Raw genomic sequence first — 22,025 nt, forward strand, 5'->3', positions numbered from 1 at the left:
TTCGATCTTCGAAAGCCGCCTAAACACGATGAAACACCGAGATTTGCAAACGGACTGGCTCAAGTGCTTCGTCGCGGTCGTGGACGCGGGTTCGCTGTCGAGCGCGGCCAGTGAAGTGCATCGCTCGCAATCGGCGGTGAGCATGCAGTTGAAGAAGCTGGAAAGCGCGCTGGGCATGCGGCTCATCGAGCGCGGTTCGCGCACGCTCGCGCTGACGCATGACGGTCAGACGCTGCTCGGTTATGCGCGCCGTATCCTCGATCTGCACGCCGAAGCTCAGGTCGCGCTCCAGGGCGAGCAACTCAGCGGCCGCGTGCGCCTCGGCGTGCCCGACGACTACGCTGCAAAGTATCTGACGCCCGTGCTCAAGCGCTTTGCGCCGCGGCACAGCGGCGTCGAGATCGAGCTGGTCTGCGAGCAATCGACTTCGCTCATTCCGCGTATCGCGAATGGCGAGCTCGACATCGCACTCGTATCGCGCGATCACGGACGGCGCGGCACGTCGCTCTTTCATGAGCCGATGGTCTGGGTCGGCGCCGCGCAGTTCGAGTTATGGCGGCGCGATCCGTTGCCGATCGCCGTCTACGAGAGCACGAGCCTCGCGCGGCGCAGCGCGATTCATTCGCTCGCGCAACAAGGGCGTCGATACAAGGTGGTCTACAACAGCTCCAGTCTCGCCGGACAGATCGCCGCCGTCGAAAGCGGCCTGGCCGTGGCGGCGCTGACGCAATGCAGCGCGCCGGAACATCTGCGGATACTGGGCCGCGAAGAAGGTCTGGGGCCTCTCGAACCGATGGAAGTCGCCGTGTATCGCAGCCGCGATTCGCGCGGCTCGAAGGCCGTCGATAGCCTGCACAGCCTGCTCGTGAAGACGCTGCGGCAATCGGCGTCAGTCTGATCGATGCCGATGTGACGCGATCCCCTCGATCTCGACGAGCAGATCGGCACGGCAAATTTGGACGTTCAGATAGCGGATGCTCGCATCGGGATGAAACGCGGCCTGCGCCAGCTTCATCACGCGCGGCAAATCCGCCGAATGCCGGTAGTACACCTTGATCTTGTCGAGATCGCGCAGCGTATAACCGCCACGCAAGCCCGGTTTCTCGAGATTCTCCGCGCCGATCAAATGCGCGATATTGCCGATCGCGACGCTGCACTGTTTTTGGAGATCGCCCTCGTGCACGGTCTCATGCCCGAGAATGCTGGCCGTGCCGGATACGAACAGCGTGTCGCGCAATTGCGTGCCCCGCGCGAAGCTCGGCGGCTTCGGACCGTAACGCTGCGGATACTCATACGCGGGCGTCTGACGTGAGTTCTCGATATGCCGCACCGCACTCTCACGGCACGCTAGAAAATAGAAACCGACGCCGTCGCCCCAAGTGCCGATGCCCGTCGCAGCCGGCATGCCCGATGCATGCGCATAATCCCGCTCGAACGCAATGGCGCGCCCGCGGCAAAAATCGCGGTACACCTCGAGCCCTTCCCGATTCGCGCCGTTGATGTGGGCAATGAAGTTCCACATGCGGAAGATCTTCGGGAATTTCAGTTCGCGGACGAGCGCGAACGCATCGCCATAGGCTTGGCGCGTGGCGCCCGTGTATCGGTCGGAAGGGGGGATGAAGCCCGCGCAAAACAGGAATTCGTCGTTGTGCGCGAAGACGAGATCGTTGATGCTCCCGCTGCGGATCGGTCCCGCGCTCGTCCAGATTTCGGCGAAACCGTCGCGGGCGCTGACGCGCATATCGAGGCGCAGCGTGGGCACGCCGTTCTCGATGCACGGCCGCCCGCTCGCGTCGCCGAAGACGATGCGCGCGAGCGCGTCGTCGCCGCACGTCGCATCGGGATCGACGAAGCCGGACCCGATCATCGCTTATTCATCGGCCTGATCGCCGAACAGGTCCGCGGTCGCGACGCGTTCCTGCAAGGGCGGCAATGCGCCGCTCCTTACCTGTTCGAGGACGGCTGGCGGCAACCAGGTCTCTTCCATGGCGCTGATGCCGTTCTCGATCATCTGCTGGAGGAAGAACGATTGCTTGCGCCCCGTTACTTCCGCCAAGAGTCGCAGCCGTTGCTCGAATTGTGGATCGACCCGCACTGCGACCACCTTCAACTTGTTTTCGGCGGTCCTTCTCACTGCATGCTCCTGTTCGTTCGTCGCGCGCCGCGAGCGGGCGCGCGCATGCGGTGCTTATACCACAGCTCATCTACGGCACGACCGTGCGCGGCGCTGAAGGACGTGCGTGCTACCATCGAAACGAACGGATCGCATGCGTCCGACGGGGTCCGCGCACGCCTCGCACAGCGTCATGAACGACTCAGATGAACACTCGGGACCCGGCACTGCGGAGCCCTTGCCTTCCCTTCCTCCGCTCGACTTTCGCGCCGTGCGCAGGCGGCTCTTCGCCGCGCTCATCGCGTCGATCGTCATTCCGTTCGCGTTCTGCTGCCTGTATGGTTACTACACGTATGAACGCGCGCTCAGCGAAACGGGGACGGGCGCTTTCTCGGCGAAATCTCGCTCGCGGTGCGGCGCGATCATCTGATCGGCTTCTATCGCGAACTCGCCGCGAGCGACCCCGCGCTCACGCTCGCGCTGCATCGCGACGACGGCGCCGTGCTCGCGCGCTTTCCGCAAGCGTCCGTGAAGAATCCGCCCAATCACCATCTCGTGCTCGCCGGCGCATTGGCGCAGAACAGGCCCACGGGCCTCATGCGCTACGTGTCGCCGCTCGACGACGACGAAAAGCTCGCGGCCTGGCGGCGCGTCGCCCCAGGCAGCCGGTCACGCTGATGACGGGCTACGCCGATCAGCTCGACGAAGCGCGCCGCAACGGCTTGGCGATACTCGCGAAGCCCTTCGACATCGACGATCTGCAACGGCTGTTGAACGGTCTGCCGATGCGTACGGCGAAGTGAACTCGATCACTCCGTATCGCGCCAGCCGCCGAATTGCGCGATATCGTCGAGCGACAAGCGCGCACGCGGCGCAAGCTCACGCTCGGCCAACGACGCAGGCAACGCGCGGGCGTCGCCATGATGCGCGACGGAAATCACGGAGAGCGCAGCGAAGCGCTCCGGAATATTGAACGCTCGTTTGAGGCCGTTCGCATCGAATCCGCCCATCGCGTGCGCGGCGAGTCCTTGCGCGTGCGCCTGAAGCAGCAGCGCCATCGCGGCGGCGCCCGCATCGTAGGCCGCGCTCACGTTGGTCTCGCCTTTCGCGTTAAGCGTGTCCGCGAGCACCGCGATCAACACTTGCGCATTCGCATTCCATGACTGATTGAACGGCACGAGCAATGCAAATGCGCGCGCGAAGGCTTCGGGATCCTCCGCCTTTTCGAACACGACGAAGCGCCAGGGCTGCACGTTATACGCCGACGGCGCCCAGCGCGCCGCTTCCAGCAACGCGATCACCTGTGCGTGCGCGACCGCGCGATCCGCATAAGCGCGCGGGCTCCATCGTCCCGCGATCAGCGGATGAATGGCGATATCGGTCGGAGCGGGTCGATGTGTCATGAATGGATCGATTAATAATAGCGAAGTCATAAAAGTCGATGACGCGCGCCCGGATGCGTTCGACCGAGACGCGGCCCGCGCCCGGCGAAGAGCTTTTCGCGCAGCGTGCCCTCGGCATACGCGGTGCGATAGCGTCCGCGGCTCTGCAACTCGGGCACGACGAGATCGACGAACGATTGCAGGCTTTCCGGCATCACGAGTCTTCGCAGGTTGAAGCCATCGACGCCGGTTTCATCGGCCCATGCGATCAGTTGATCCGCGACCTCGCGCGGATCGCCGACGATAAACGGCCCGCGCCCGCCGATCTGATCGAAGCGCGTCATGTCGCGCGGCGTGATCGGGCGGCCCGCGCGTTTCGTAAGATTCTCCACCGTCGATTGCAGCGCGTTGCTCTTCACATAGCGAATCGGCTCGTCGATGCCGAGCGCCGCGAAGTCGATGCCCGTCCATCCCGAGACGAGCGTGAGTTGCCCGAGCACATCGACGTATTCCGCGTATTCGGCGTGCAGCTCGCGCGCCTCCTTCGACGTGCGCGCGACCACGACGGTCGCGCCGAGATACAGCAGGATGTCGTCGGCGGCGCGGCCCGCATCGATTGCATGCTGGCGGATATCGCGTGCAGCTTGCGCGACGATCGCGGGCGTCTGTCCTTCGAGAAATACGCATTCGGCATGCTTGCCCGCGAATGCCTTGCCGCGACCCGACGCGCCCGCCTGATACAGCACCGGCGTGCGCTGCGGCGACGGATCGGCGAGATTGAAACCATCGACGCGGTAATACGGTCCTTCGTGCCGCACGCGGCGAATGCGCGACGGATCGGTGTACTGTCCGGTGAGCTTGTCACGCACGACGGCATCATCGGCCCAGCTTCCTTCCCATAGCTTGTACACGGCTTCCAGAAAGTCCTCGCCCGCCGCATAGCGTTCGTCGTGTTCGCGCGCCTTGTCGAGGCCCATGCCGCGCGCCGCGCTCTCCAGATAACCGGTGACGACATTCCATCCCGCGCGCCCGCCAGTCAGATGATCGAGCGTGGAGAAGCGCCGCGCAAACTGATACGGATGCTCGTAAGTGAGATTCGCCGTCACGCCGAAGCCGAGATGTTTCGTCGCGTACGCCATCGCGGGCACGGTGAGCATCGGGTCGTGCGATGGCGATTGCGCGGCGGATTGCAGCGTCGCATCGGTGTTGCCGCCGTAGACATCGTAGATGCCGAAGACATCGGCGAGAAACACGCCGTCGAAGAGACCGCGCTCGGCCGTCTGCGCGAGATCCACCCAGTAGGCAAGCGTGTTGTGCTCGGTCGACCGGTCTCGCGGATGCCGCCAGAAGCCCGCCCACGAATGCGCGGGCGCGTTCATGTGGAACGCGTTGAAGTGGATGTGCCTGCTCATGTGCGCGATGCGACGCCCGGTATGCCAACGAAAAATCATAAGAGCGATGTTCGTGCGCGCAAACCAATTTACGCAGCTATTCAAAGCATCGATTCGTTTAAAAGCATCGCTGAAATGATCGGTTTGTGACGGCTGCGCGCGCGACGAAGATGGATGTCTTTTCTTGCGTAGAAGCGCGCACACCATGAGTTCGACTTTCGAAGATCGCGTCTATTGGGTGACGGGCGCATTCGGCGCATTGGGCGCGGCCACGGTGAAGCGTCTCGCCGATGCGGGCGCGCATGTGATCGCGTCATCGCGCAACGTCGATACGGAACGCTTCGCCGATTCGCCGCGCGTCGTGCCGCTGTCCGTCGATGTCGCCGACGATCACAGCGTGCGTGCCGCGTTCGCGCATATCGAAGAGCGCTTCGATCGTCTCGACGGCCTCGTCACGAGCACCAATGTCGCCGCGTTCGGCGACTTCCTCGATCTCACCGACGACGACTGGCAACGCGTCATCGAAGCAAAGCTGCTCGGCTCCGTGCGTCCGATCCGCACCGCGTTGCCGCGCTTCATCGAACAAGGGCGCGGTGCGATCGTCGCGATCAGTGGACGTGGCGGCATCGCGCCACCGCCGAATCACTTCCCCGGATCGAGCGTGAACGCGGCGCTCGATCTGCTCGTGCATGGGCTCGGGCGCAAGTACGGGCCGCATGGCGTGCGCGTGAACGCAGTCGCGCCCGGCCCGATCCGCTCGCCGCGCTTCGATGCGATGGCGAGCGCGCAAGCCGGCGACGAGCCAACGCGCCTCACCGCGCTCGATGGTCCCGGCACGCCCGAGGACGTCGCGGCGGCGGTCACGTATCTGCTTTCCGACGATGCGCGCTTCGTCACCGGCACGCGGCTGTATGTCGATGGCGGCGGTCCGCCTTACGCCTGATGCCCTCTTTCCGACTACGTACCAAGCTTAAGGATTCATCGCCCATGTCCCGCTTCGTTTCGCCCGCGCAATTGCGCACGCTCATCGCTCAACGTTCCGAACTCGCCGTGCTCGACGTGCGCGAAGAAGGCGTGTCGGCAAGAAGGCGTCTGTTTTGTTCATCGGTTGCGCCGGTCGGCCGGCTCGGGCTTCTGATCGAGCGGCTCGTGCCACGGCGCGGCACGCCCGTCGTCCTCGTCGATACACATGGCGAGCACACGCCGCGCGCCGCCGCTCTGCTCGCGCGCTGGGGCTATACGGATGTGTCGATACTCGAAGGCGGCGTCGATGGCTGGGCGAGCGCAGGCTACGAAGTGTTCAGCGGCACGAACGTGCCCGGCAAGGCGTTCGGCGAAGTGATCGAACATGCGCTCGATACACCGAACATCGACGCCGAAACACTGAAGGCGCGCCAAGACGCGGGCGACGATCTCGTCGTGCTCGACTCGCGTCCCTTCGGCGAATTCAACACGATGAACATACCGGGCGGTATCGATTGCGCGGGCGCGGAACTCGTCTATCGCGCGCTCGCGGCAGCGCCTTCGCCCGAGACGCTGATCGTCGTGAATTGCGCGGGCCGCACGCGCAGCATTCTCGGCGCGCAATCGCTCATCAACGCGGGCGTGCCGAATCCCGTCGCGGCACTGACGGGCGGCTCGATGTCGTGGCTGCTCGCGGGCCTCGAACTCGAACATGGCGAGATCCGCACCGCGCCGCGCCCCAATACAAACACGCTCGCCGCCGCGCGCGAACTTGCCATCGCGGCCGCGCGCAAGGCGGACGTGCCGATCGTCAATCGCGAAACGCTCGCTGCGCTGGAACGTGAAAAGGGTGAGCGCACGCTGTATCGCTTCGACGTGCGCGATCCGCTCGAATACGAGGCGGGTCATCCGCCGGGCTGGCGTTCGGCGCCGGGCGGCCAGCTCGTGCAGGCGACCGATGAATACATCGGCACCTTGCATGCGCGCGTGGTGCTGCGCGACGACGATGGCGTGCGCGCCCGCATGACCGCGTCGTGGCTCAAGCAGCTCGGCTATCTCGACGTGCGCGTGCTCGACGACGACGCCAGCGCCGCGCTCGGCGTCGACAGCTTCGAGGCCGGCCCGGAGCCGCTCGTCGTGCGTCCGCATGGCGCGCGCACGCGCTGGATCGAGGCGGATCAGCTGCGCAGGTCGATCGATGAAGGCAAGGCGCAAGCCATCGATATCGACAACAGTCTCGCTTTCAGGCGCGGCCACGTGACGGGCGCACGCTTTATCGCCGCGAGCGAACTGCTCGCGCGTCTCGACGACTTCCCCGACGACACGCAACTCGTGCTGACTTCCGACGATGGCGTGCTCGCAGGTCTCGTTGCCGCGGAGCTCGGCGCGCAGAAGCCGCATATCGCGGCGCTGATCGGCGGCACGCGTCGCTGGAGCGCGCTCGGCCTGCCGCTCGATTCCGGCGATGCAAATAACCTCACCGGCGACGACGACGCCTGGTACAGCCCGTACCACGCCGAACCGTCGCGCGTCGCGGAGCAGATGAACGCGTACCTCGAATGGGAACTGCAACTCGTCGCGCAACTGGAGCGCGACGCGATTGCATCGATCGATGTGATCGACTTCAAGACCGCGACCGCGGCGCGCAGTCACGAGCGTTTGGGCGCGCTGAAGGAAAGCGCCGTATGACGCCCGCGTTCGACGGCGCGACGAGCCCCGCCGACATCGCCGGAAGCCCGTTGCACGCCGCGTTTCAGCAGCCGCTGATGCTCGGCCTCTTCCTGCCGATACAGAACGGCGGCTGGTCCATCTCGACGCTGCCGCGCGGCACCGACTGGCGCTTCGACTACAACGCGCGTCTCACGCAAAAGGCCGAAGCGCTCGGCTTCGATCTCGTGTTCGGCCTCGCGCAATGGCTCGGCAAGAACGGGCACGGCGGCACGCTCAAGTATCGCGAGCAATCGCTCGATGCGTTCATCGCGACGAGCGCGCTGGCCGCGATCACCCAACGCATCCTGCTGATATCGACGGTGCATGCGCTCTACGGCCCTTGGCATCCGCTGCATCTCGCGAAGTTCGGCGCAACGCTCGATCACATTTCGGGCGGACGCTGGGGCATCAATCTCGTGACGGGACATGTGGCGAGCGAATGGGCGATGTTCGGCCAGCCGATGATCGAGCACGACGAACGCTATGTGCGCGCGGCGGAGTTCGTCGGCGTGCTCGATACGCTCTGGCGCAGCGACGCGAACCTGCATATCAGGACGAAGCACTGGCAACTGAACGATGCGTTCGTGAGTCCGCGCCCGCGCTTTCATCGGCCAGTGCTGGTGAACGCGACGGGCTCGGCGGCGGGCATCGATTACGCCGTGCGGCATTCGGATCTCATTTTCATCACGAGCCCGGCGGGTGCGGATTTCAACGACGCCATCGGCGCATTGCCCGCGCATACCGCGACGATTCGCGAAGGCGCGCAACGCGTGAACCGGCGCGTGCGCACGCTGATCAATCCGACCATCGTGTGCCGGCCGACCGAGCGCGAGGCGCGGGACTATCACGATGCGATCGTCGCGCATGCCGACGAAGGCGCGCTCGATGGTTTCGTCGGCATGCATGGACGCAGCGATGCGAAAGCGTGGGCGAAGCACAAGCGCGAGCAGCGCATTCTCGGCGGCAATCTGCATCTGATCGGGACGCCCGAACACATCGTCGATCAATTGCTCGCATTGAAGCGCGCCGGATGCGATGGCGTGCAGCTCACCTTCTTCGACTTCGAACCCGATCTCGCGTATTTCGGCGATGCCGTGCTGCCGCTGCTCGTCGAAGCGGGCTTGCGCATTCCGGCGTCCGCCCATCAACCGCTTGTTCAAACGACATCATGAGCCACACGCGACAACTGCATCTGAACACCAACGTCACCGGTGTCGGACGTCATCCCGCCGGATGGCGCACGCTCGACAATCCACGTTCGATCATCGATCTGGACTTCTTCAAGGAGATCGCCGCGATTGCCGAACGCGGCAAGCTGGATGCCGTGTTTCTCTCCGATCTGCTCGCGCTGCGCAACCATGCGGAAGGACCCTCGCAGGCGCTGGAGCCGACCGTGCTGCTGACCGCGCTCGCGGGCGCGACGAAACATATCGGCCTGATCGGCACGGCATCGACGACATTCAACGATCCGTTCAATCTCGCGCGGCGCTTTGCATCGGTCGATCATTTGAGCGGCGGGCGCATCGCGTTCAATGCGGTCACGACCTACGATGCCGCCGCCGCCGCGAACTTCAGCCATGATGTGCCGCTCACGACCGAGGAACGCTATGCGCGCGCGCAGGAATTCGTCGAAGTCGTGACGAAGCTATGGGATAGCTGGGAAGACGATGCCTTCATCGCCGATCGAAAGACGGGCCGCTATGCCGATCCATCCCGCGTGCATGCAATCGAGCATCGCGGGACGTACTTCTCGGTGCGCGGGCCGCTCACCGTGCCGCGCAGTCCGCAAGGGCGGCCCGTGCTCGTGCAGGCGGGTTCGTCGGAAGGCGGCCGTGCGCTTGCCGCCCGCTTCGCCGATGCCGTGTTTACCGCGCAGACGACCTTGCCCACGGCGCAGGCGTTCTATGCGGAAATGAAGGAGCGCGTGCGTGTGCATGGACGCAATCCCGATCACTTCCTGTTGCTGCCGGGCTTGTATCCGGTGATCGGCGGCACGGAGCGCGAAGCGCGCGAGCGCAAGGCCGAACTCGATGCACTGCTCGATACCGATCGCGAAGTCGCGCGTCTTGCGGGCGCGCTCGGACTCGCGCCGGATGACCTGCATATCGATGCGCCGCTGCCTTATGAACTCATCGCCAAGGTGAAACGCGCGGATCTCTCGCGCGGTTTCATCGATTCGACCGTGGCGCTCGCGAAGAGCGAGAACCTCACGGTGCGCGGTCTGCTGGATCGCAATCCGGGTGCGCATCGGATCATCGTCGGCACGCCGGAACAGATCGCCGACGATATCGCGCGCTGGTTCGACGAGCGCGGCGCGGACGGCTTCAATCTGAACGCGGACGTGTTCCCTTCGGGGCTTGCGGCATTCGTCGATCATGTCGTGCCGCTGTTGCAGAAGAAAGGCATTTTCCGGCGCGATTACGAAGGCACGACCTTGCGCGGGCATCTGGGCTTGCCGCGTCCCGAGAGTCAATATGCGCATGCGGCGCGGGCGGCGTGATATGCATATCAATGTTATCCGGTCGGACAATGAAGCACTCGATATCGCGCATCGCCTTGCGCGTGAATTCGCCGTCGATGCAGCGCGCCGCGATCGCGAACGCCTTCTGCCATCGAACGAGGTCGAAACGTTCAGCGCGTCGGGATTGTGGGGCATCAGCGTGCCGCGCGCATTCGGCGGCGCGGATCTTTCCGTAGGCACGATCGTCGATGTGTTCGAGATCATATCGGCGGCCGATTCGTCGCTCGGGCAGATTCCGCAGAATCATTTCGCCACGCTCGAGCGCTTGAGGCATGACGGCACGCCGAGTCAGCAGGACTTCTTCTTTTCTCGCGCGCTTGCGGGAGAGCGTTTCGGCAATGCCACCGCGGAGCCTGGCGATCGTTTGCCATCGGAGCATGAGACGCGCGTGCGCCGCACGGGAAGCGGATTCGTGCTGTCGGGTCGCAAGGTCTATTCGACGGGCGCGCTCTTCGCACACTGGATACCGGTCGCCGCGCGCGACGACGACGGCTTGCCTGTCACCGCGTTCGTCGCGCGCCATGCACGCGGCGTCGAGGTTATCGACGACTGGTCAGGTTTCGGTCAGCGCACGACGGCAAGCGGACAGGTGCGCCTCGACGATGTCGAGCTGGACGAATTGCAGATCGTGAAGCGTGGCCGCAGCGAGCATATCGATGCGGCCAATACGGTCTCGCAACTCACGCATGCCGCGATCGATCTGGGTATCGGACGCGCGGCGCTCGACGATACGAAGCGCTTTCTCAGAGAGCTATCGCATGCGGCACGCGGGAGCGGCGTGACGCGCGCGGTCGATGATCCGTTCTCGTTGCGTGATATCGGTGCGTTGACGGTTGCATATCATGCGGCGCAGGCGTTGACGATGCGTGCTGCATCGCTTATCGATGTTGCACGTGGCAAAGCTCCACGCAGTGAGGTGGCCGCGGCGATCATTGCGACAGCCGAGGCCAAGATACTCACGACGCAGTTTGCGCTCGATGCGTCGAACAAGCTTTTTGAGCTGGCGGGAACGCAATCGACACTGGAAAAGCACCGGCTCGATCGGCATTGGCGCAATGCGAGAACGCATACGCTGCATGACAGCGTGCGGTGGAAGTATCACGCGGTCGGGCAGTTTGCGTTGAATGAGTTGCTTTGCGATCCGTTCACTTATGGGCATCCGTATAGCGCAGTCGACGCATAAAAAAAAGGGCGCGCCACGCGGCGCGCCTTTTTTGATCACCCAATGCAAATCACTTTGCCGCTACCGCCTGCGCATCGAACACTGGATTGAATTCGACATCGACCGTGATCTTGTTCTTGATATCCCCCGACCGATAAAGCGTATCCGCGATCCGCTGCTCTCTCGCGACGAGTTGCTTATCCAGCGGATAGAAAACCGATCTTCCATTCTCCGCGGAAAACTTCGCGCGCGCCGGGCTTTGCTTCATCTTCTCCAGATAGATCTTTTCGACAGCCGGCACGTTCTGCGCCCACCACGTCCACGAATTCTTCAGCCGGCCGAGAAAGTCGCCGAGCGCCTGACTCTTCGCCGGATCGCGCAGCACTTCCGTACGCGCCGCGAACACCGACAACGCCGGGATATCGAGCTCGTCGCTCTTGATGACGACACGCGCATCGCCCTTGTCGACGGTCTCCTTCACCGGCCCGTAGCCGCCCGAATACACCGCGACCTGCCCCGCATTGAACGCGGACGCCGACACGTTGCCATCGCCGAACTTCACGCCCTGAAAATCCTTCGGTCTCAGATCCGCCTTGTTATACGACAGCACGTATTGCAGATAATTGAAGCCGCCGAAGTTATAGCCCCATGTCTTGCCGCGCAAATCCGCAAGGTTCTTCACGTCGGCTTCCTTGCGCACGACCGTGACGATCGGCGGATAGCTGCTGTCGGGATTGCGCCATCCTGCGATGATCTGCAACGGCGCCGTCCCGGGCGTCCACGCTGCGCGCGCATTGCCTTGCTCGATGATGAGCGACGTATCGCCCATCAGCCCTACATCGAGCACTTTCGAATAGAGCGCGGAAAGCTGCGCGGCGGGCCCGGTGAGCACGGCCCATTTCACTTTGTACGGCGCGCCGTCGAGCACGTGCGATGCATCGACGATCAGCGGCCACGCGGCATCCTGCGTGCCGATGGTCAACGTGAGCGGTTCATCGGCGAACGCGGAAGACGACACTGCGAAAAGACTCGCGACGAATAAAGCGGTGAAGCGTTTTCTGATGCGCATGAGTGTGTGTTGAATGAATGGAATGTTATGCCGCCTTCTGCGGCGAATCTTGCGTGACGCCGAGTTCCGCGAGCAGCCGCGTTCTGAGCGCAATCGATGCGTCGTCGCTGCGCGAGCGCGGACGCGGAAAATCGACGACGACATCCGCACTGATCTCGCCTTGCGACAGCACGACGATACGGTCCGACAGCAGAATCGCCTCGTCGATGTCATGCGTGACGAGCACGACCGCCGGCGTATGCGCGCGCCACAAGCGCGCGACGAGCTCATACATGCGGATGCGCGTGAGCGCATCGAGCGCGGCGAAGGGCTCGTCGAGCAGCAATAGCTTCGGCTCGCGCACGAGCGCGCGTGCCAGCGCGACGCGCTGCGCTTCGCCACCCGATAGCGTCTTCGGCCAGCCATCGGCATGACTCGCGAGTCCCACTTCATCGAGCGCGGCCAGTGCGGAAGGCTTCGCTGCGTTGAGGCGGTCATGACCGATCACGACGTTCTCCCACACGCGCTTCGCCGGCACGAGACGCGGCTCCTGAAACACGACCGAGCGCGCGAGCGCGACGCGCACGCGGCCGCTGTCGGCCTGGTCGAGACCGGCGAGGATGCGCAGGAGCGTCGTCTTGCCCGCGCCCGATGCGCCGAGCATCGACACGAACTGGCCGCGTCTGACGTTGAGCGACACGTCCTTCAGCACCGCGCGGCCGGCGAACACGCGGCTCACGCCATCGAGTTCGAGCGCGGTCTCGCGTTCATCGCGAACGGACCTTGTGAATGCGGCATCAAGCGAGTTCAAAGCGCGGCCTCCACGGAAGAGCGAGATGTTCGAGCGCTCGCATGATGAGATCGGTCACGATACCGAGCGCCGCATACACGAGAATGCCCGCGATGATGATGTCCGCGCGCTGGTTCTGGTTCGCGTTCACGAGGATGTAGCCGATGCCGTTCTGCGCATTAATCTGCTCCGCAACGACGAGCGCGAGCAACGCCACCGCCGACGAATAACGCACGCCGACGAGTATCGAAGGCAGCGCTGTCGGCAGGATGATGCGCAACGCGATCTGCCGGCTCGACAGGCCGAACACGTTCGCCGCTTCGAGCAGCTTCGGATCGACGCCGCGCACGCCTGCATAAGTGTTGAGATACATCGGGAAGATGGTGGCCGCGAGAATCACCGCGACCTTCGCGCCCTCGCCGATGCCGAACCAGGTGATGAAAAGCGGAATCAGCGCGATGAACGGAATCGTGCGCAGCATCTGCAACGGCGCATCGACGATTTCCTCGCCCACGCGCCAGAGCCCTGCGAAAAGGCCCGCAAACAGGCCGATGCCGCCGCCGATCGCGAGGCCCGTCGCCGCGCGCACGAGCGACACGCCGATCGCGCTTTGCAGTTCGCCATCGGCGATCAGTTCCTTCAGTGCGTCGACGATCACCGTGGGCGACGGCAAGGTTTCCGGCGCGACGAGCCGCAACGACGACGCGAGCTGCCACAGCACGACGAGCGCGAGCGGCACGCCGATACGCAACGCGCGCGAGCGCAGCACGGGCCATTGCAGTACGCTGCCTCGGCGCACATCGCGTGTCGGCAGATCGATGAGCGCGCGTGGATCGACGGCGCGTGCATCGGCGTCATGCGTGCGATCAGGCGTCGCGCCCGGATCGAGCCCGAGCGCGGCGGATGGAAAGCGAGGGACGTTCATGGGCGTTCGTCGGATTCGATGAGAGAGGAACATACGATGGTACGGTCGCATGTCCTCGCATCAAACGAACGCTTTGCAAGATGCTATGCGCACTGCGCGTCATTTGGATTCCAACGATCCGATAAAGGCACGAGCAGTGCATTGCTTAGCAGATTCGCTTCGTTGGCGAATGGGGCGCGCTACCCTAACGTATGCGGATGCGTTCCCTGTTTTCACGGAGTATCGATCTTGTCTCGATTCATTTCATCGCGCGGGCCACGGGTGGTCGGCATCGGCGGCACGACGCGGCCTCAATCATCGACCGAACGGGCACTCGCATTCGCATTGCGCGGCGCGCAGGAAAGCGGCGCGAGCGTGCAGCTATTCGGCGGCGCTTTCTTGCATAGCCTGCCGCACTATGCACCGGAATCGCGCGAACTCACCGACGAGCAATATGAACTCATCGAGGCCGTGCGCGCGGCGGATGCGGTCATCATCGCGACGCCCGGCTATCACGGCGGCATTTCGGGCCTCGTCAAAAACGCGCTCGATACGTTGGAAGAGCTCAGGCTCGACGATCGTCCCTATCTCGATGGACGCGCGGTCGGCAGCATCGTCACGGCTTATGGATGGCAAGCGGCGGGCACGGTGCTCACGTCGTTGCGTTCGATCGTGCATGCGCTGCGCGGCTGGCCGACGCCTTTCGGTGCGACGGTCAATACGCTCGAAACGCGCTTCGAATCGGCCGATACGTGTTCCGATCCGAAGGTCGTCGAGCAACTCCGCACCGTGGGGCGGCAGGCATCGAGCTTCGCGCTGGCCTTCGGCGCGGCGCGGGCAAACGACGACTATCACGAGGTTGAACGGCGAGTCGAACTCGCGCCGCATTGACTTGCGGACGACGATGCGTTTCAGTGCAGCGGCGGCTCGCCGGGCAACTGAAACGCGTCGACGGTATAGCCCATGTTGAAATAGCCCGCGCGGGCATAGGCGGAAATGTGCTCGAGCTGTTCCGCGCGCGTGGTTTCGCTCACGGCGTGCACCGCCGTTTCTTTCGTGAAGTGCTTACGCACGCGCCCGGCCGGCGCCGATAGCGCCTGCCAATATTGAGTCAGGAAGTGCGGCATGGCTCGCCTCCTCGATGCACGAATGACTCAACTCTAGGCTGTCAAAAAGGCCTGCACAAACAAGGTTTTCTGCAATGCATTGCAGGCCGATCAGGCCGCGTCCGCGCCGCGCACCGCGCACGCCGCCTGCGATTGCTCCAGATATCGCAGCAGGCGCGTCACCATCATGACGACCGTGAACGCGAGGATCACGAAGAACACCGCGAGCGGCGCGAGGTTATGCACCGAAACGAAGCCTGCGAGACCCATCATCACCGACGACACGAGCAACAGCGCGCAGCCGAGAATCGCCGCCGTGAGGCCCGCGATATGGGGAAAGAGCGAATTGCCCTTCGCCATCAGCGTCGGATACATCGCGCCGGCGCAGAAGCCCATCACGAGGACGGGCGCGGCCAACGTCCATACGGTGAGGCCGATCGTCAGCGACAGCAGCAACATGACGACCGATGCTCCCGCCATCACGCGCGCGCCAATGCGCAACCGTTGCTCGGCGCTCGGCAGACGTGCGCCATGCACGCGGTTCGACAAACCACCGAGGAAGTACATCATGCCGATGGCAAGCGCGAGATAGCCGAAGTAGGTCGGCGGCTTCTGCAGCGTGTTCTGCACCATGAAAGGGCCGACGATGTTGAACACAAGCAGAATGCTGTAGCACAGACCTTGCGCGAGAAAGCAGCTCCGGAACACCGGGCTCGACAACACTTTGCCCGCGTTCGTGAACAGCGTGCGCGGCGCGAGATGCACAGGCTTCTTCAACGTCTCTTGATAGCGCCATACGAGCGCCCACATCACGATCGAATAGATGAGGAGAAAGACCAGGCACGCCTTCCACCCGAACCATGTCTGCAAGTGCGCGCCGATCACGGGCGCGACGATCGGTGCAAGGCCCCACGCAATCGACATGTAGGTAAACGCGTGCATCAGCGCGTGGCCTGAGAACGAATCGGTGATGATCGTCTTCGCGAGCAGGTTCGTCGCCGCAATGCCGAAGCCCTGCAGGCAGCGCGCGAGCAGAAAGGTTTCGAGACTCGTCGCGGTGAGCGAGAGCAGACAGCCGAGCGTGAAGACGACGAGTCCGAACGCCAGCACTTTTTTACGCCCGTAGGCATCGGCGACGGGCCCGAATACCAGCTGGCCGATTGCATAGGCCGCCATGTACCCGGAAACGCTCGACTGAATCGCCTGGGGCGAGGTGGCGAAGTAACGCGCCATCGCGGGCAATGCGGGCACGTAGATGTCGATGGCAAGCTGCCCGGCCGATGCGAACAGACAAACCAGAAACAGCAGAAAACGCGGGGAATTCTTCGACGATCGAGTGTGGTTCATGACAACGATGAATGAGCGCAGCCCGGCGGTTCTTGCCGGGCTGGGCCGGATGGCGGATTCGTCGTATTGTGCCTGTCATCGCGCGGATCGGCGCAAAGCCCACGTCGCGCATGTCACTTCGTGCCATCGAGAATCGGATGAGACTGGCCGGGTATCGGACGGCCGCGGCTATCGGTTGGTACGAGTTGCGTCTGAAATGCCACGAAAAGCGCCTGAAACCTGCCATCCACTTCGACCATCACCGCGCCGTCCTGAAACACGCCGTTTTCGTTCGAGTGGTCCTTGGCAGGACTGCCCTTGCCCGGCTTCGGGTTGCCCTGATTCATGTGCGTTTCGTGCAGCCCGTCTTTATTCGGTTCGAAGAGAAAGCCGAAGCCGTAGACGGTGATGTCTTTCGCGGGTTTCCATCCGAGGCGATCGTCGCTATAGGCGGGCGTCTTGTAGACGTAATCGATGCCGTCGGCGGACATGTCCAGTTGCAGCATCTCGTTCAAGAGCGCGTTGATGTCGTTGTGCTCGTCCTTGGTATCGAGCGGGATCGGACGCATCGCGCCGAGATCGAGAAGACGCTCGTCGTGCACATAATCGAGCTTCGGGAAGTTCGATGTCGCCACGCCTGCGGGCAGCTTCGCGAGATCGGCGGCCATCGGATGATCGAAGTATCGATTCCAGAGATACAGCACGAGATAGCCCGCCGGTCCCGTCAGCGAGCTATCGGATTTCACATTGGTGACGATATTGAATGGCTTGCCATTCGTGTCTTCGCCGACAATCACATAATGCGGATCGCCCTTGTAATTCTGCAGATAGGGAACGCCGAGCGTGACCTTGCCCTTGAAGAGAACGTATTCATTGCGCGCCATGATGCTGCTCCGTGAAGTGAGCGATCATTTGATGCGGCCAGTGTGACCGCCTTGCGATCGATCAGCGTATCGCCTTTCTCGCGGACTTGAAGCGCTGCTTCTGCTCGGTTTTCAGCGCGCGTAACGCAGGCTTTGTGTCGATGCCGTCGGGAAAAGCGCCTTCCGGGCCTGATAGCAAGCCGCGACTCGCGACGACATCGTTCAATGCGCCGAAGCGCTTTTGCAGCCGCTTCAGGCTCTTCACGCTGACACGCATATCGGGCGCGATATCCGGCTGAAAGAATTCAAGCAGATAACGCACCTTCTTTCCGGCCTTGCGCACTTCGTGATAAGCGGCATAGTCGGATCGCTTCGCGCGCAGCGCCCGCTTGATGCGCTTTTTCAACTCACCGCGCGCCGCGCTGATTCGCTTCTTCGCGAACCGTTCAATTGGCACGCGATGACGTCCCGTATTGAGTTGCTGATTCGCCTCCTTCACGCCCGCCTGCAACACATGCTTCACATCCGCGTTCGCGATGGTTTCGATGCTCGTCGCGAGCACGGCGGCACGACGCGCCTTCAGGGATTCGTCGAGCCCTTCGACATCGAGCTCATTCAATAGCTGGAGCAAGATGTCCCAGTCGCGGGCCTTGCCCGCCGATGTCGCCAGATACTTGAGTAACGCACGTTGATGCGTGTCGAACTGATCGTCAAGCAAGGGTCGATAAGCCCAGAACAATGTGCGAAGCCGCCGCAACGCGACACGCAGCTTGTGCAGCACTTCGGGATCCGCGTTCCCGTTGAGCGTCGAAGCATGCCGCAGCGCCTCGTCGATCAATGGCGATGCCAAATCGCCGAATTTCGATTCCGCCGTTTCGTTTGCCGCGCCCGCACTGTCGTTCGAAGCCATGATGGTTTCCCGTTTCGCAATGCCAGCGATGTGCAACATGCATACCCGCCGATGCTTTTGCCCCAAAACGATGCAGCACGCGGAACGTGTCTTGCTAAGTGTGCAATACGGGAAATGCCTCTGTCATCGAACGCTCCACAACGAAATAGCTGTTGGGTACACTTAGACGCGCCTGTACATCGGACCAACGGGATCACATCAATCGGAGCCAGTTTGAGGAAGCGAGCCACGGTCATCTGTCGAAAGGGCAACCGGATTCTGCTGGTTGCGCGACGTCGCACCAAATGGGCGCTGCCCGGCGGAATGCTCAAACGAGGCGAGCATTTGCCGGATGCCGCGCTGCGCGAGCTCAAGGAAGAGACGCGTCTCGCGGGCAAGTCCGCAAAATTCCTGTTCGATCATCGGGGACGGCAGAAGCATCATCACGTCTTCTTCTGCGACGTGCCGAAGAGCGCGAAGGCGCGTGCAAGCAACGAAATCTCACGGTGCCGCTGGGTCCACGTTTCGGAGATTCAGCGGCTTGCCACGAGTGCGCCGACACGGATGATCGTCAAAGCGCTCGGCGACGAAAGACGAAACGGCAGTCGCGGCAAGCGCTGACGATCACGCGTGCAAGAGTGTTTACTGCCCGCCTTCCTGAATCGTCAGAACATTCTTCACCGACGTGACGCCGCTCACGCCCTTTGCGATCGACGCTGCCTTGTCGATCTGCTCCGCATCCGCCGCGTGTCCGGCGAGCGTGATCACGCCGTTCTTCGCGATCACGTTGATGCCGTTCATTTCCACGCCGCCTTTCCGCAACGCCTGAGACACCTTCTTGCCGAGCGCCCGATTGGCCTTGCGGGCCGACGATTTCGAGCTTCCCGCGCTCGCCGACGGCGTGGCGGACTGAGTCGATGCCGCATCGCTGCTCTGCGGCCATGCGTTGACGGAGAAGGCAATCGCCGATGCAACGGCGGCGAATCTGAGCGCATTGATCGTTTTCATCGCTTGGCTCCAGGTTGGCTTGATGGCTGGGATGACACGCGGGCATGCTGAATTCTAATCGGGGCTTCGCGATATCGCAGGGAATCGGGCCGTTCATTTCGCGAGCGCGCGCAATTTCCCAGGCGACAGGAAGAAATCGCCGTTGTCCGCGAGCTGTCCGATCATGAAGTCGATGAACGTTCGCACGCGCAGCGGCTGCTCCGTGCGATGCCGATAGTAGATGTAGATGGATTCGCGCGGCGTCAGATGCCGCGTGAGCAAGGGCACGAGCTGACCTTCGCGGATATGCGTGACCGCCGAGAAACTGCCGAGCTGACCGATCGCGAGACGGGCGAGCACCGCGTCGGTTTGCGCATCGATATCGTTCGCGCAAAGCGATGCCGCGACCTCGCGATAGACGATGCGGGCGACGCGCACACGATCAACTGGATCGGCACGAGACGCCGCGCAATCGCGCCGCCGGCGGGCGGAGAGCCGTCACAGTCCGACATCGGCGCGTTCCTCGACGAGATCGGTGAAATGATCGTCGGAACGCACATCCCGCGCGGCAAAAAGACGAAGCCGCTCTCCCCAAGAAGTCGACGACGACTCATAAAAAAAAGCCGCTCGAAAGAGCGGCCTCCAATACTTCCGGTCAAGGCAGCCTCAATCGTCGAGCAAGGACAAATCCCTCACCGCCCCCTTATCCGCCGACATAACAAGCTTCGCATAAGCTTTCAACGCCGCCGACACCTTCCGCGGACGCTGCTTCGCCGGCTTCCACCCCTTCGCGTTCTGTTCCTCGCGACGACGCGCGAGTTCCTCATCGGACAGCAGCACATCGATCGTGCGATTGGGAATATCGATGCGAATCTTGTCGCCATCGCGCACGAGACCGATCGCACCGCCCGCCGCCGCCTCGGGCGAGCAATGGCCGATCGACAGCCCCGACGTGCCGCCCGAGAAGCGCCCATCCGTCAGCAGCGCGCACGCCTTGCCGAGACCCTTCGACTTGATATAGCTCGTCGGATAGAGCATTTCCTGCATGCCCGGACCACCCTTCGGACCTTCATAACGGACGATGACGACATCGCCGGCCTTGACCTTGTCGTTGAGGATGTTCTCCACGGCCTCATCCTGCGACTCGGTGACATGCGCCGTGCCTTCGAACACGAGAATGCTTTCATCGACGCCCGCCGTCTTCACGACGCATCCGTCCAGCGCGATGTTGCCCCTCAGCACCGCGAGGCCGCCTTCCTTCGAAAACGCATGTTCGTAGGAACGAATGCAGCCTTCGGCGCGATCGGTGTCGAGACTCGGCCAGCGCGTGTTCTGGCTGAACGCCGTTTGCGTGGGAACGCCCGCGGGGCCTGCCATGTAGAAAGTCTTGACGGCTTCATCCTCGGTGCGCTTCACGTCCCACTGATCGAGCGCGTCTTTCAGCGTGGGCGCATGCACGGTCGGCACGTCGGTGTGCAACTTGCCCGCGCGATCCAGTTCACCCAGGATCGCCATGATGCCGCCCGCGCGATGCACGTCCTCGATGTGGTACTTGTTCGTGTTGGGCGCGACCTTGCACAGTTGCGGCACGGTGCGCGACAGACGATCGATGTCCGCCATCGTGAAATCGATCTCGGCTTCGCGCGCGATCGCCAGCAAGTGCAGGATCGTGTTGGTCGAGCCGCCCATCGCGATATCGAGCGTCATCGCGTTTTCGAAGGCCTTGAAGCCGACCGAGCGCGGCAGCACGCGCGCTTCCTCATGCTCGTAGTAACGGCGCGCCAGTTCGACGATACCCCGTCCCGCGCGCTTGAAAAGCTGCTCGCGATCGGCATGCGTCGCGACCACGGTGCCGTTGCCGGGCAACGAGAGGCCGAGCGCTTCGGTGAGGCAGTTCATCGAGTTGGCCGTGAACATGCCCGAGCACGAGCCGCACGTCGGGCACGCGGAGCGTTCGACTTCCGCGACTTCGGCATCGGAGTACGACGAGTCAGCGGCGATCACCATCGCATCGACGAGATCGAGCTTCTTCAACTCGATGGCCTTCGTCTTCGGATTCGCGAGGCGCGTCTTGCCCGCTTCCATCGGGCCGCCGGACACGAAGATCACGGGGATGTTCAGGCGCATCGCGGCCATCAGCATGCCCGGAGTGATCTTGTCGCAGTTCGAGATGCAGACCATGGCGTCGGCGCAATGCGCGTTGACCATGTACTCGACCGAATCGGCGATGATGTCGCGGCTCGGCAGCGAATACAGCATGCCGTCGTGACCCATCGCGATGCCGTCATCGACGGCGATGGTGTTGAACTCTTTCGCTACGCCGCCCGCGGCCTCGATCTCGCGCGCGACGAGCTGCCCCAGGTCTTTCAGATGCACATGTCCCGGCACGAACTGGGTGAACGAGTTGACGACGGCGATGATCGGCTTCGAGAAGTCTTCGTCTTTCATGCCGGTGGCGCGCCACAACGAGCGCGCGCCCGCCATGTTGCGGCCGGCGGTAGAGGTTTTGGAACGGTATGTGGGCATCGTGGTTGCTGTTGAAATATCGCGGAATGAAAGCGGGCCACGAGGGTAAAGGCCCTTGCGCAGGGGTCGACGACCTTTTGGGTCGGGCGGGCGCGAATTTTGGGATTATCACATACCTGCTTCGTTCGTTTTGCTTCGTTCGGCTGCTTCACCGCGTAGCGAAATCCCGCGAATAAAAAAATGGCGCAGCCTCTTTGAAGGCTGCGCCATCTCTTCGTTCGAGCGGGCTATCAGACAGCCCGCCGCACCATCAATTCCTTGATCTTACCGATCGCCTTGGTCGGATTGAGCCCCTTCGGGCACACGTCGACGCAATTCATGATCGTGTGGCAACGGAACAGACG

At 63.0% G+C, this 22,025-nt stretch carries 24 protein-coding genes and 2 pseudogenes; 11 read left to right on the forward strand and 15 right to left on the reverse strand.

The window, feature by feature from the left end; genetic code table 11:
- Positions 1-28: 28 nt before the first annotated feature.
- The gene (locus tag NCS28_RS29525; protein ID WP_250517336.1) at positions 29-898 is read left to right on the forward strand and encodes a LysR family transcriptional regulator; all 870 of its coding nucleotides are present in this window, start codon (positions 29-31) and stop codon (positions 896-898) included.
- On the opposite strand, the gene NCS28_RS29530 is transcribed toward NCS28_RS29525, so the two are convergent.
- Both NCS28_RS29530 and NCS28_RS29535 read right to left on the reverse strand, forming a co-directional pair.
- Positions 890-1,867 (reverse strand): FkbO/Hyg5 family chorismatase, encoded by a 978-nt coding sequence (locus tag NCS28_RS29530; protein ID WP_250517337.1) that lies wholly within the window; start codon positions 1,865-1,867, stop codon positions 890-892. The genes NCS28_RS29525 and NCS28_RS29530 overlap by 9 nt on opposite strands.
- A 3-nt stretch (positions 1,868-1,870) precedes the next feature.
- Positions 1,871-2,134 carry a YlcI/YnfO family protein gene (locus NCS28_RS29535; RefSeq protein ID WP_250517338.1) on the reverse strand — a complete coding sequence of 88 codons (264 nt, stop codon included), beginning with the start codon at positions 2,132-2,134 and terminating at the stop codon, positions 1,871-1,873.
- A gap of 172 nt (positions 2,135-2,306) precedes the next feature.
- On the opposite strand from NCS28_RS29535, the gene NCS28_RS29540 reads away from it, so the two are divergent.
- The 3 genes from NCS28_RS29540 to NCS28_RS33280 are packed head-to-tail and all read left to right on the forward strand — an operon-like array spanning position 2,307 to position 2,916.
- The gene (locus NCS28_RS29540) at positions 2,307-2,543 is read left to right on the forward strand and encodes a hypothetical protein (RefSeq protein ID WP_250517339.1); all 237 of its coding nucleotides are present in this window, start codon (positions 2,307-2,309) and stop codon (positions 2,541-2,543) included.
- Positions 2,525-2,791: a PDC sensor domain-containing protein gene (locus NCS28_RS29545; RefSeq protein ID WP_250517340.1), complete on the forward strand. Its 267-nt coding sequence runs from the start codon at positions 2,525-2,527 to the stop codon at positions 2,789-2,791. Before NCS28_RS29540 ends, NCS28_RS29545 begins: the two co-directional genes overlap by 19 nt.
- The gene (locus NCS28_RS33280) at positions 2,791-2,916 is read left to right on the forward strand and encodes a hypothetical protein (protein WP_284506374.1); all 126 of its coding nucleotides are present in this window, start codon (positions 2,791-2,793) and stop codon (positions 2,914-2,916) included. Before NCS28_RS29545 ends, NCS28_RS33280 begins: the two co-directional genes overlap by 1 nt.
- A gap of 6 nt (positions 2,917-2,922) precedes the next feature.
- On the opposite strand, the gene NCS28_RS29550 is transcribed toward NCS28_RS33280, so the two are convergent.
- Together NCS28_RS29550 and NCS28_RS29555 are read right to left on the reverse strand one after the other, a co-directional pair.
- Positions 2,923-3,516 carry a nitroreductase family protein gene (locus tag NCS28_RS29550; RefSeq protein WP_250517341.1) on the reverse strand — a complete coding sequence of 198 codons (594 nt, stop codon included), beginning with the start codon at positions 3,514-3,516 and terminating at the stop codon, positions 2,923-2,925.
- 26 nt (positions 3,517-3,542) lie between these two features.
- Positions 3,543-4,907: an LLM class flavin-dependent oxidoreductase gene (locus NCS28_RS29555; protein ID WP_250517342.1), complete on the reverse strand. Its 1,365-nt coding sequence runs from the start codon at positions 4,905-4,907 to the stop codon at positions 3,543-3,545.
- 184 nt (positions 4,908-5,091) lie between these two features.
- On the opposite strand from NCS28_RS29555, the gene NCS28_RS29560 reads away from it, so the two are divergent.
- Genes NCS28_RS29560 through NCS28_RS29580 form a run of 5 tightly spaced genes read left to right on the forward strand, consistent with a single transcriptional unit; the run spans position 5,092 to position 11,263 of the window.
- On the forward strand, positions 5,092-5,829 hold the full coding sequence (locus NCS28_RS29560) for an SDR family NAD(P)-dependent oxidoreductase (protein ID WP_250517343.1): 738 nt from the start codon (positions 5,092-5,094) through the stop codon (positions 5,827-5,829).
- Between the two features lie 44 nt (positions 5,830-5,873).
- Entirely contained in the window at positions 5,874-7,538 is a 1,665-nt protein-coding gene (locus tag NCS28_RS29565) for a rhodanese-like domain-containing protein (protein WP_250517344.1), read from the forward strand.
- Entirely contained in the window at positions 7,535-8,731 is a 1,197-nt protein-coding gene (locus tag NCS28_RS29570; RefSeq protein WP_250517345.1) for an LLM class flavin-dependent oxidoreductase, read from the forward strand. Before NCS28_RS29565 ends, NCS28_RS29570 begins: the two co-directional genes overlap by 4 nt.
- Positions 8,728-10,059, forward strand: a complete 1,332-nt coding sequence (locus NCS28_RS29575; RefSeq protein WP_250517346.1) for an LLM class flavin-dependent oxidoreductase — start codon at positions 8,728-8,730, stop codon at positions 10,057-10,059. The genes NCS28_RS29570 and NCS28_RS29575 overlap by 4 nt, the downstream gene beginning before the upstream one ends.
- A gap of 1 nt (position 10,060) precedes the next feature.
- Positions 10,061-11,263: an SfnB family sulfur acquisition oxidoreductase gene (locus tag NCS28_RS29580; protein ID WP_250517347.1), complete on the forward strand. Its 1,203-nt coding sequence runs from the start codon at positions 10,061-10,063 to the stop codon at positions 11,261-11,263.
- Positions 11,264-11,312: 49 nt separating this feature from the next.
- Here NCS28_RS29580 and NCS28_RS29585 read toward each other — a convergent pair whose 3' ends face one another.
- Genes NCS28_RS29585 through NCS28_RS29595 form a run of 3 tightly spaced genes read right to left on the reverse strand, consistent with a single transcriptional unit; the run spans position 11,313 to position 14,005 of the window.
- The gene (locus NCS28_RS29585; protein ID WP_250517348.1) at positions 11,313-12,311 is read right to left on the reverse strand and encodes an ABC transporter substrate-binding protein; all 999 of its coding nucleotides are present in this window, start codon (positions 12,309-12,311) and stop codon (positions 11,313-11,315) included.
- Positions 12,312-12,336: 25 nt separating this feature from the next.
- Positions 12,337-13,101, reverse strand: a complete 765-nt coding sequence (locus NCS28_RS29590; protein ID WP_250517349.1) for an ABC transporter ATP-binding protein — start codon at positions 13,099-13,101, stop codon at positions 12,337-12,339.
- A complete protein-coding gene (locus NCS28_RS29595) occupies positions 13,088-14,005 on the reverse strand; it encodes an ABC transporter permease (RefSeq protein ID WP_250517350.1) in 918 nt (305 codons plus the stop codon). Before NCS28_RS29595 ends, NCS28_RS29590 begins: the two co-directional genes overlap by 14 nt.
- A 228-nt stretch (positions 14,006-14,233) precedes the next feature.
- Between NCS28_RS29595 and NCS28_RS29600 the strand changes: the two genes are divergently transcribed.
- Positions 14,234-14,875 (forward strand): NADPH-dependent FMN reductase, encoded by a 642-nt coding sequence (locus tag NCS28_RS29600; RefSeq protein ID WP_250517351.1) that lies wholly within the window; start codon positions 14,234-14,236, stop codon positions 14,873-14,875.
- A 20-nt stretch (positions 14,876-14,895) separates the two neighbouring features.
- Here the strand turns inward: NCS28_RS29600 and NCS28_RS29605 are convergent, their stop codons facing one another.
- From NCS28_RS29605 to NCS28_RS29620, 4 genes are all read right to left on the reverse strand, one after another.
- Positions 14,896-15,111 (reverse strand): hypothetical protein, encoded by a 216-nt coding sequence (locus tag NCS28_RS29605; RefSeq protein ID WP_250517352.1) that lies wholly within the window; start codon positions 15,109-15,111, stop codon positions 14,896-14,898.
- Positions 15,112-15,201: 90 nt separating this feature from the next.
- Entirely contained in the window at positions 15,202-16,437 is a 1,236-nt protein-coding gene (locus NCS28_RS29610; protein ID WP_250517353.1) for a multidrug effflux MFS transporter, read from the reverse strand.
- A gap of 113 nt (positions 16,438-16,550) precedes the next feature.
- A complete protein-coding gene (locus NCS28_RS29615) occupies positions 16,551-17,300 on the reverse strand; it encodes a DUF2278 family protein (RefSeq protein ID WP_250517354.1) in 750 nt (249 codons plus the stop codon).
- Between the two features lie 61 nt (positions 17,301-17,361).
- The gene (locus tag NCS28_RS29620; protein ID WP_250517355.1) at positions 17,362-18,189 is read right to left on the reverse strand and encodes a CHAD domain-containing protein; all 828 of its coding nucleotides are present in this window, start codon (positions 18,187-18,189) and stop codon (positions 17,362-17,364) included.
- Positions 18,190-18,402: 213 nt separating this feature from the next.
- Here NCS28_RS29620 and NCS28_RS29625 point away from each other — a divergent pair, with 213 nt between their 5' ends.
- Positions 18,403-18,789 carry an NUDIX hydrolase gene (locus NCS28_RS29625; protein ID WP_250517356.1) on the forward strand — a complete coding sequence of 129 codons (387 nt, stop codon included), beginning with the start codon at positions 18,403-18,405 and terminating at the stop codon, positions 18,787-18,789.
- A 21-nt stretch (positions 18,790-18,810) separates the two neighbouring features.
- Here the strand turns inward: NCS28_RS29625 and NCS28_RS29630 are convergent, their stop codons facing one another.
- From NCS28_RS29630 to sdhB, 4 genes and pseudogenes are all read right to left on the reverse strand, one after another.
- Positions 18,811-19,176 carry a BON domain-containing protein gene (locus NCS28_RS29630; protein WP_250517357.1) on the reverse strand — a complete coding sequence of 122 codons (366 nt, stop codon included), beginning with the start codon at positions 19,174-19,176 and terminating at the stop codon, positions 18,811-18,813.
- Between the two features lie 93 nt (positions 19,177-19,269).
- Positions 19,270-19,716 (reverse strand): annotated as a pseudogene (locus NCS28_RS29635) (LysR substrate-binding domain-containing protein); the annotation flags it as partial.
- 105 nt (positions 19,717-19,821) lie between these two features.
- Entirely contained in the window at positions 19,822-21,681 is a 1,860-nt protein-coding gene (ilvD, locus tag NCS28_RS29640) for a dihydroxy-acid dehydratase (RefSeq protein WP_250517358.1), read from the reverse strand.
- A 230-nt stretch (positions 21,682-21,911) separates the two neighbouring features.
- A pseudogene (gene sdhB / locus NCS28_RS29645) lies at positions 21,912-22,025 on the reverse strand (succinate dehydrogenase iron-sulfur subunit); the annotation flags it as partial.

This window comes from Caballeronia sp. INDeC2, assembly GCF_023631325.1.
Taxonomy (GTDB): domain Bacteria; phylum Pseudomonadota; class Gammaproteobacteria; order Burkholderiales; family Burkholderiaceae; genus Caballeronia.

Excerpts from the sequence above, each read along its gene's own strand:
- NCS28_RS29525 (WP_250517336.1), top strand. The coding sequence starts at position 29 with ATGAAACACCGAGATTTGCAAACGGACTGGCTCAAGTGCTTCGTCGCG.
- NCS28_RS29530 (WP_250517337.1), bottom strand. The coding sequence starts at position 1,867 with ATGATCGGGTCCGGCTTCGTCGATCCCGATGCGACGTGCGGCGACGAC.
- NCS28_RS29540 (WP_250517339.1), top strand. The coding sequence starts at position 2,307 with ATGAACGACTCAGATGAACACTCGGGACCCGGCACTGCGGAGCCCTTG.
- NCS28_RS33280 (WP_284506374.1), top strand. The coding sequence starts at position 2,791 with ATGACGGGCTACGCCGATCAGCTCGACGAAGCGCGCCGCAACGGCTTG.
- NCS28_RS29550 (WP_250517341.1), bottom strand. The coding sequence starts at position 3,516 with ATGACACATCGACCCGCTCCGACCGATATCGCCATTCATCCGCTGATC.
- NCS28_RS29555 (WP_250517342.1), bottom strand. The coding sequence starts at position 4,907 with ATGAGCAGGCACATCCACTTCAACGCGTTCCACATGAACGCGCCCGCG.
- NCS28_RS29560 (WP_250517343.1), top strand. The coding sequence starts at position 5,092 with ATGAGTTCGACTTTCGAAGATCGCGTCTATTGGGTGACGGGCGCATTC.
- NCS28_RS29565 (WP_250517344.1), top strand. The coding sequence starts at position 5,874 with ATGTCCCGCTTCGTTTCGCCCGCGCAATTGCGCACGCTCATCGCTCAA.
- NCS28_RS29570 (WP_250517345.1), top strand. The coding sequence starts at position 7,535 with ATGACGCCCGCGTTCGACGGCGCGACGAGCCCCGCCGACATCGCCGGA.
- NCS28_RS29575 (WP_250517346.1), top strand. The coding sequence starts at position 8,728 with ATGAGCCACACGCGACAACTGCATCTGAACACCAACGTCACCGGTGTC.
- NCS28_RS29580 (WP_250517347.1), top strand. The coding sequence starts at position 10,061 with ATGCATATCAATGTTATCCGGTCGGACAATGAAGCACTCGATATCGCG.
- NCS28_RS29585 (WP_250517348.1), bottom strand. The coding sequence starts at position 12,311 with ATGCGCATCAGAAAACGCTTCACCGCTTTATTCGTCGCGAGTCTTTTC.
- NCS28_RS29595 (WP_250517350.1), bottom strand. The coding sequence starts at position 14,005 with ATGAACGTCCCTCGCTTTCCATCCGCCGCGCTCGGGCTCGATCCGGGC.
- NCS28_RS29605 (WP_250517352.1), bottom strand. The coding sequence starts at position 15,111 with ATGCCGCACTTCCTGACTCAATATTGGCAGGCGCTATCGGCGCCGGCC.
- NCS28_RS29610 (WP_250517353.1), bottom strand. The coding sequence starts at position 16,437 with ATGAACCACACTCGATCGTCGAAGAATTCCCCGCGTTTTCTGCTGTTT.
- NCS28_RS29615 (WP_250517354.1), bottom strand. The coding sequence starts at position 17,300 with ATGGCGCGCAATGAATACGTTCTCTTCAAGGGCAAGGTCACGCTCGGC.
- NCS28_RS29620 (WP_250517355.1), bottom strand. The coding sequence starts at position 18,189 with ATGGCTTCGAACGACAGTGCGGGCGCGGCAAACGAAACGGCGGAATCG.
- NCS28_RS29630 (WP_250517357.1), bottom strand. The coding sequence starts at position 19,176 with ATGAAAACGATCAATGCGCTCAGATTCGCCGCCGTTGCATCGGCGATT.
- ilvD (WP_250517358.1), bottom strand. The coding sequence starts at position 21,681 with ATGCCCACATACCGTTCCAAAACCTCTACCGCCGGCCGCAACATGGCG.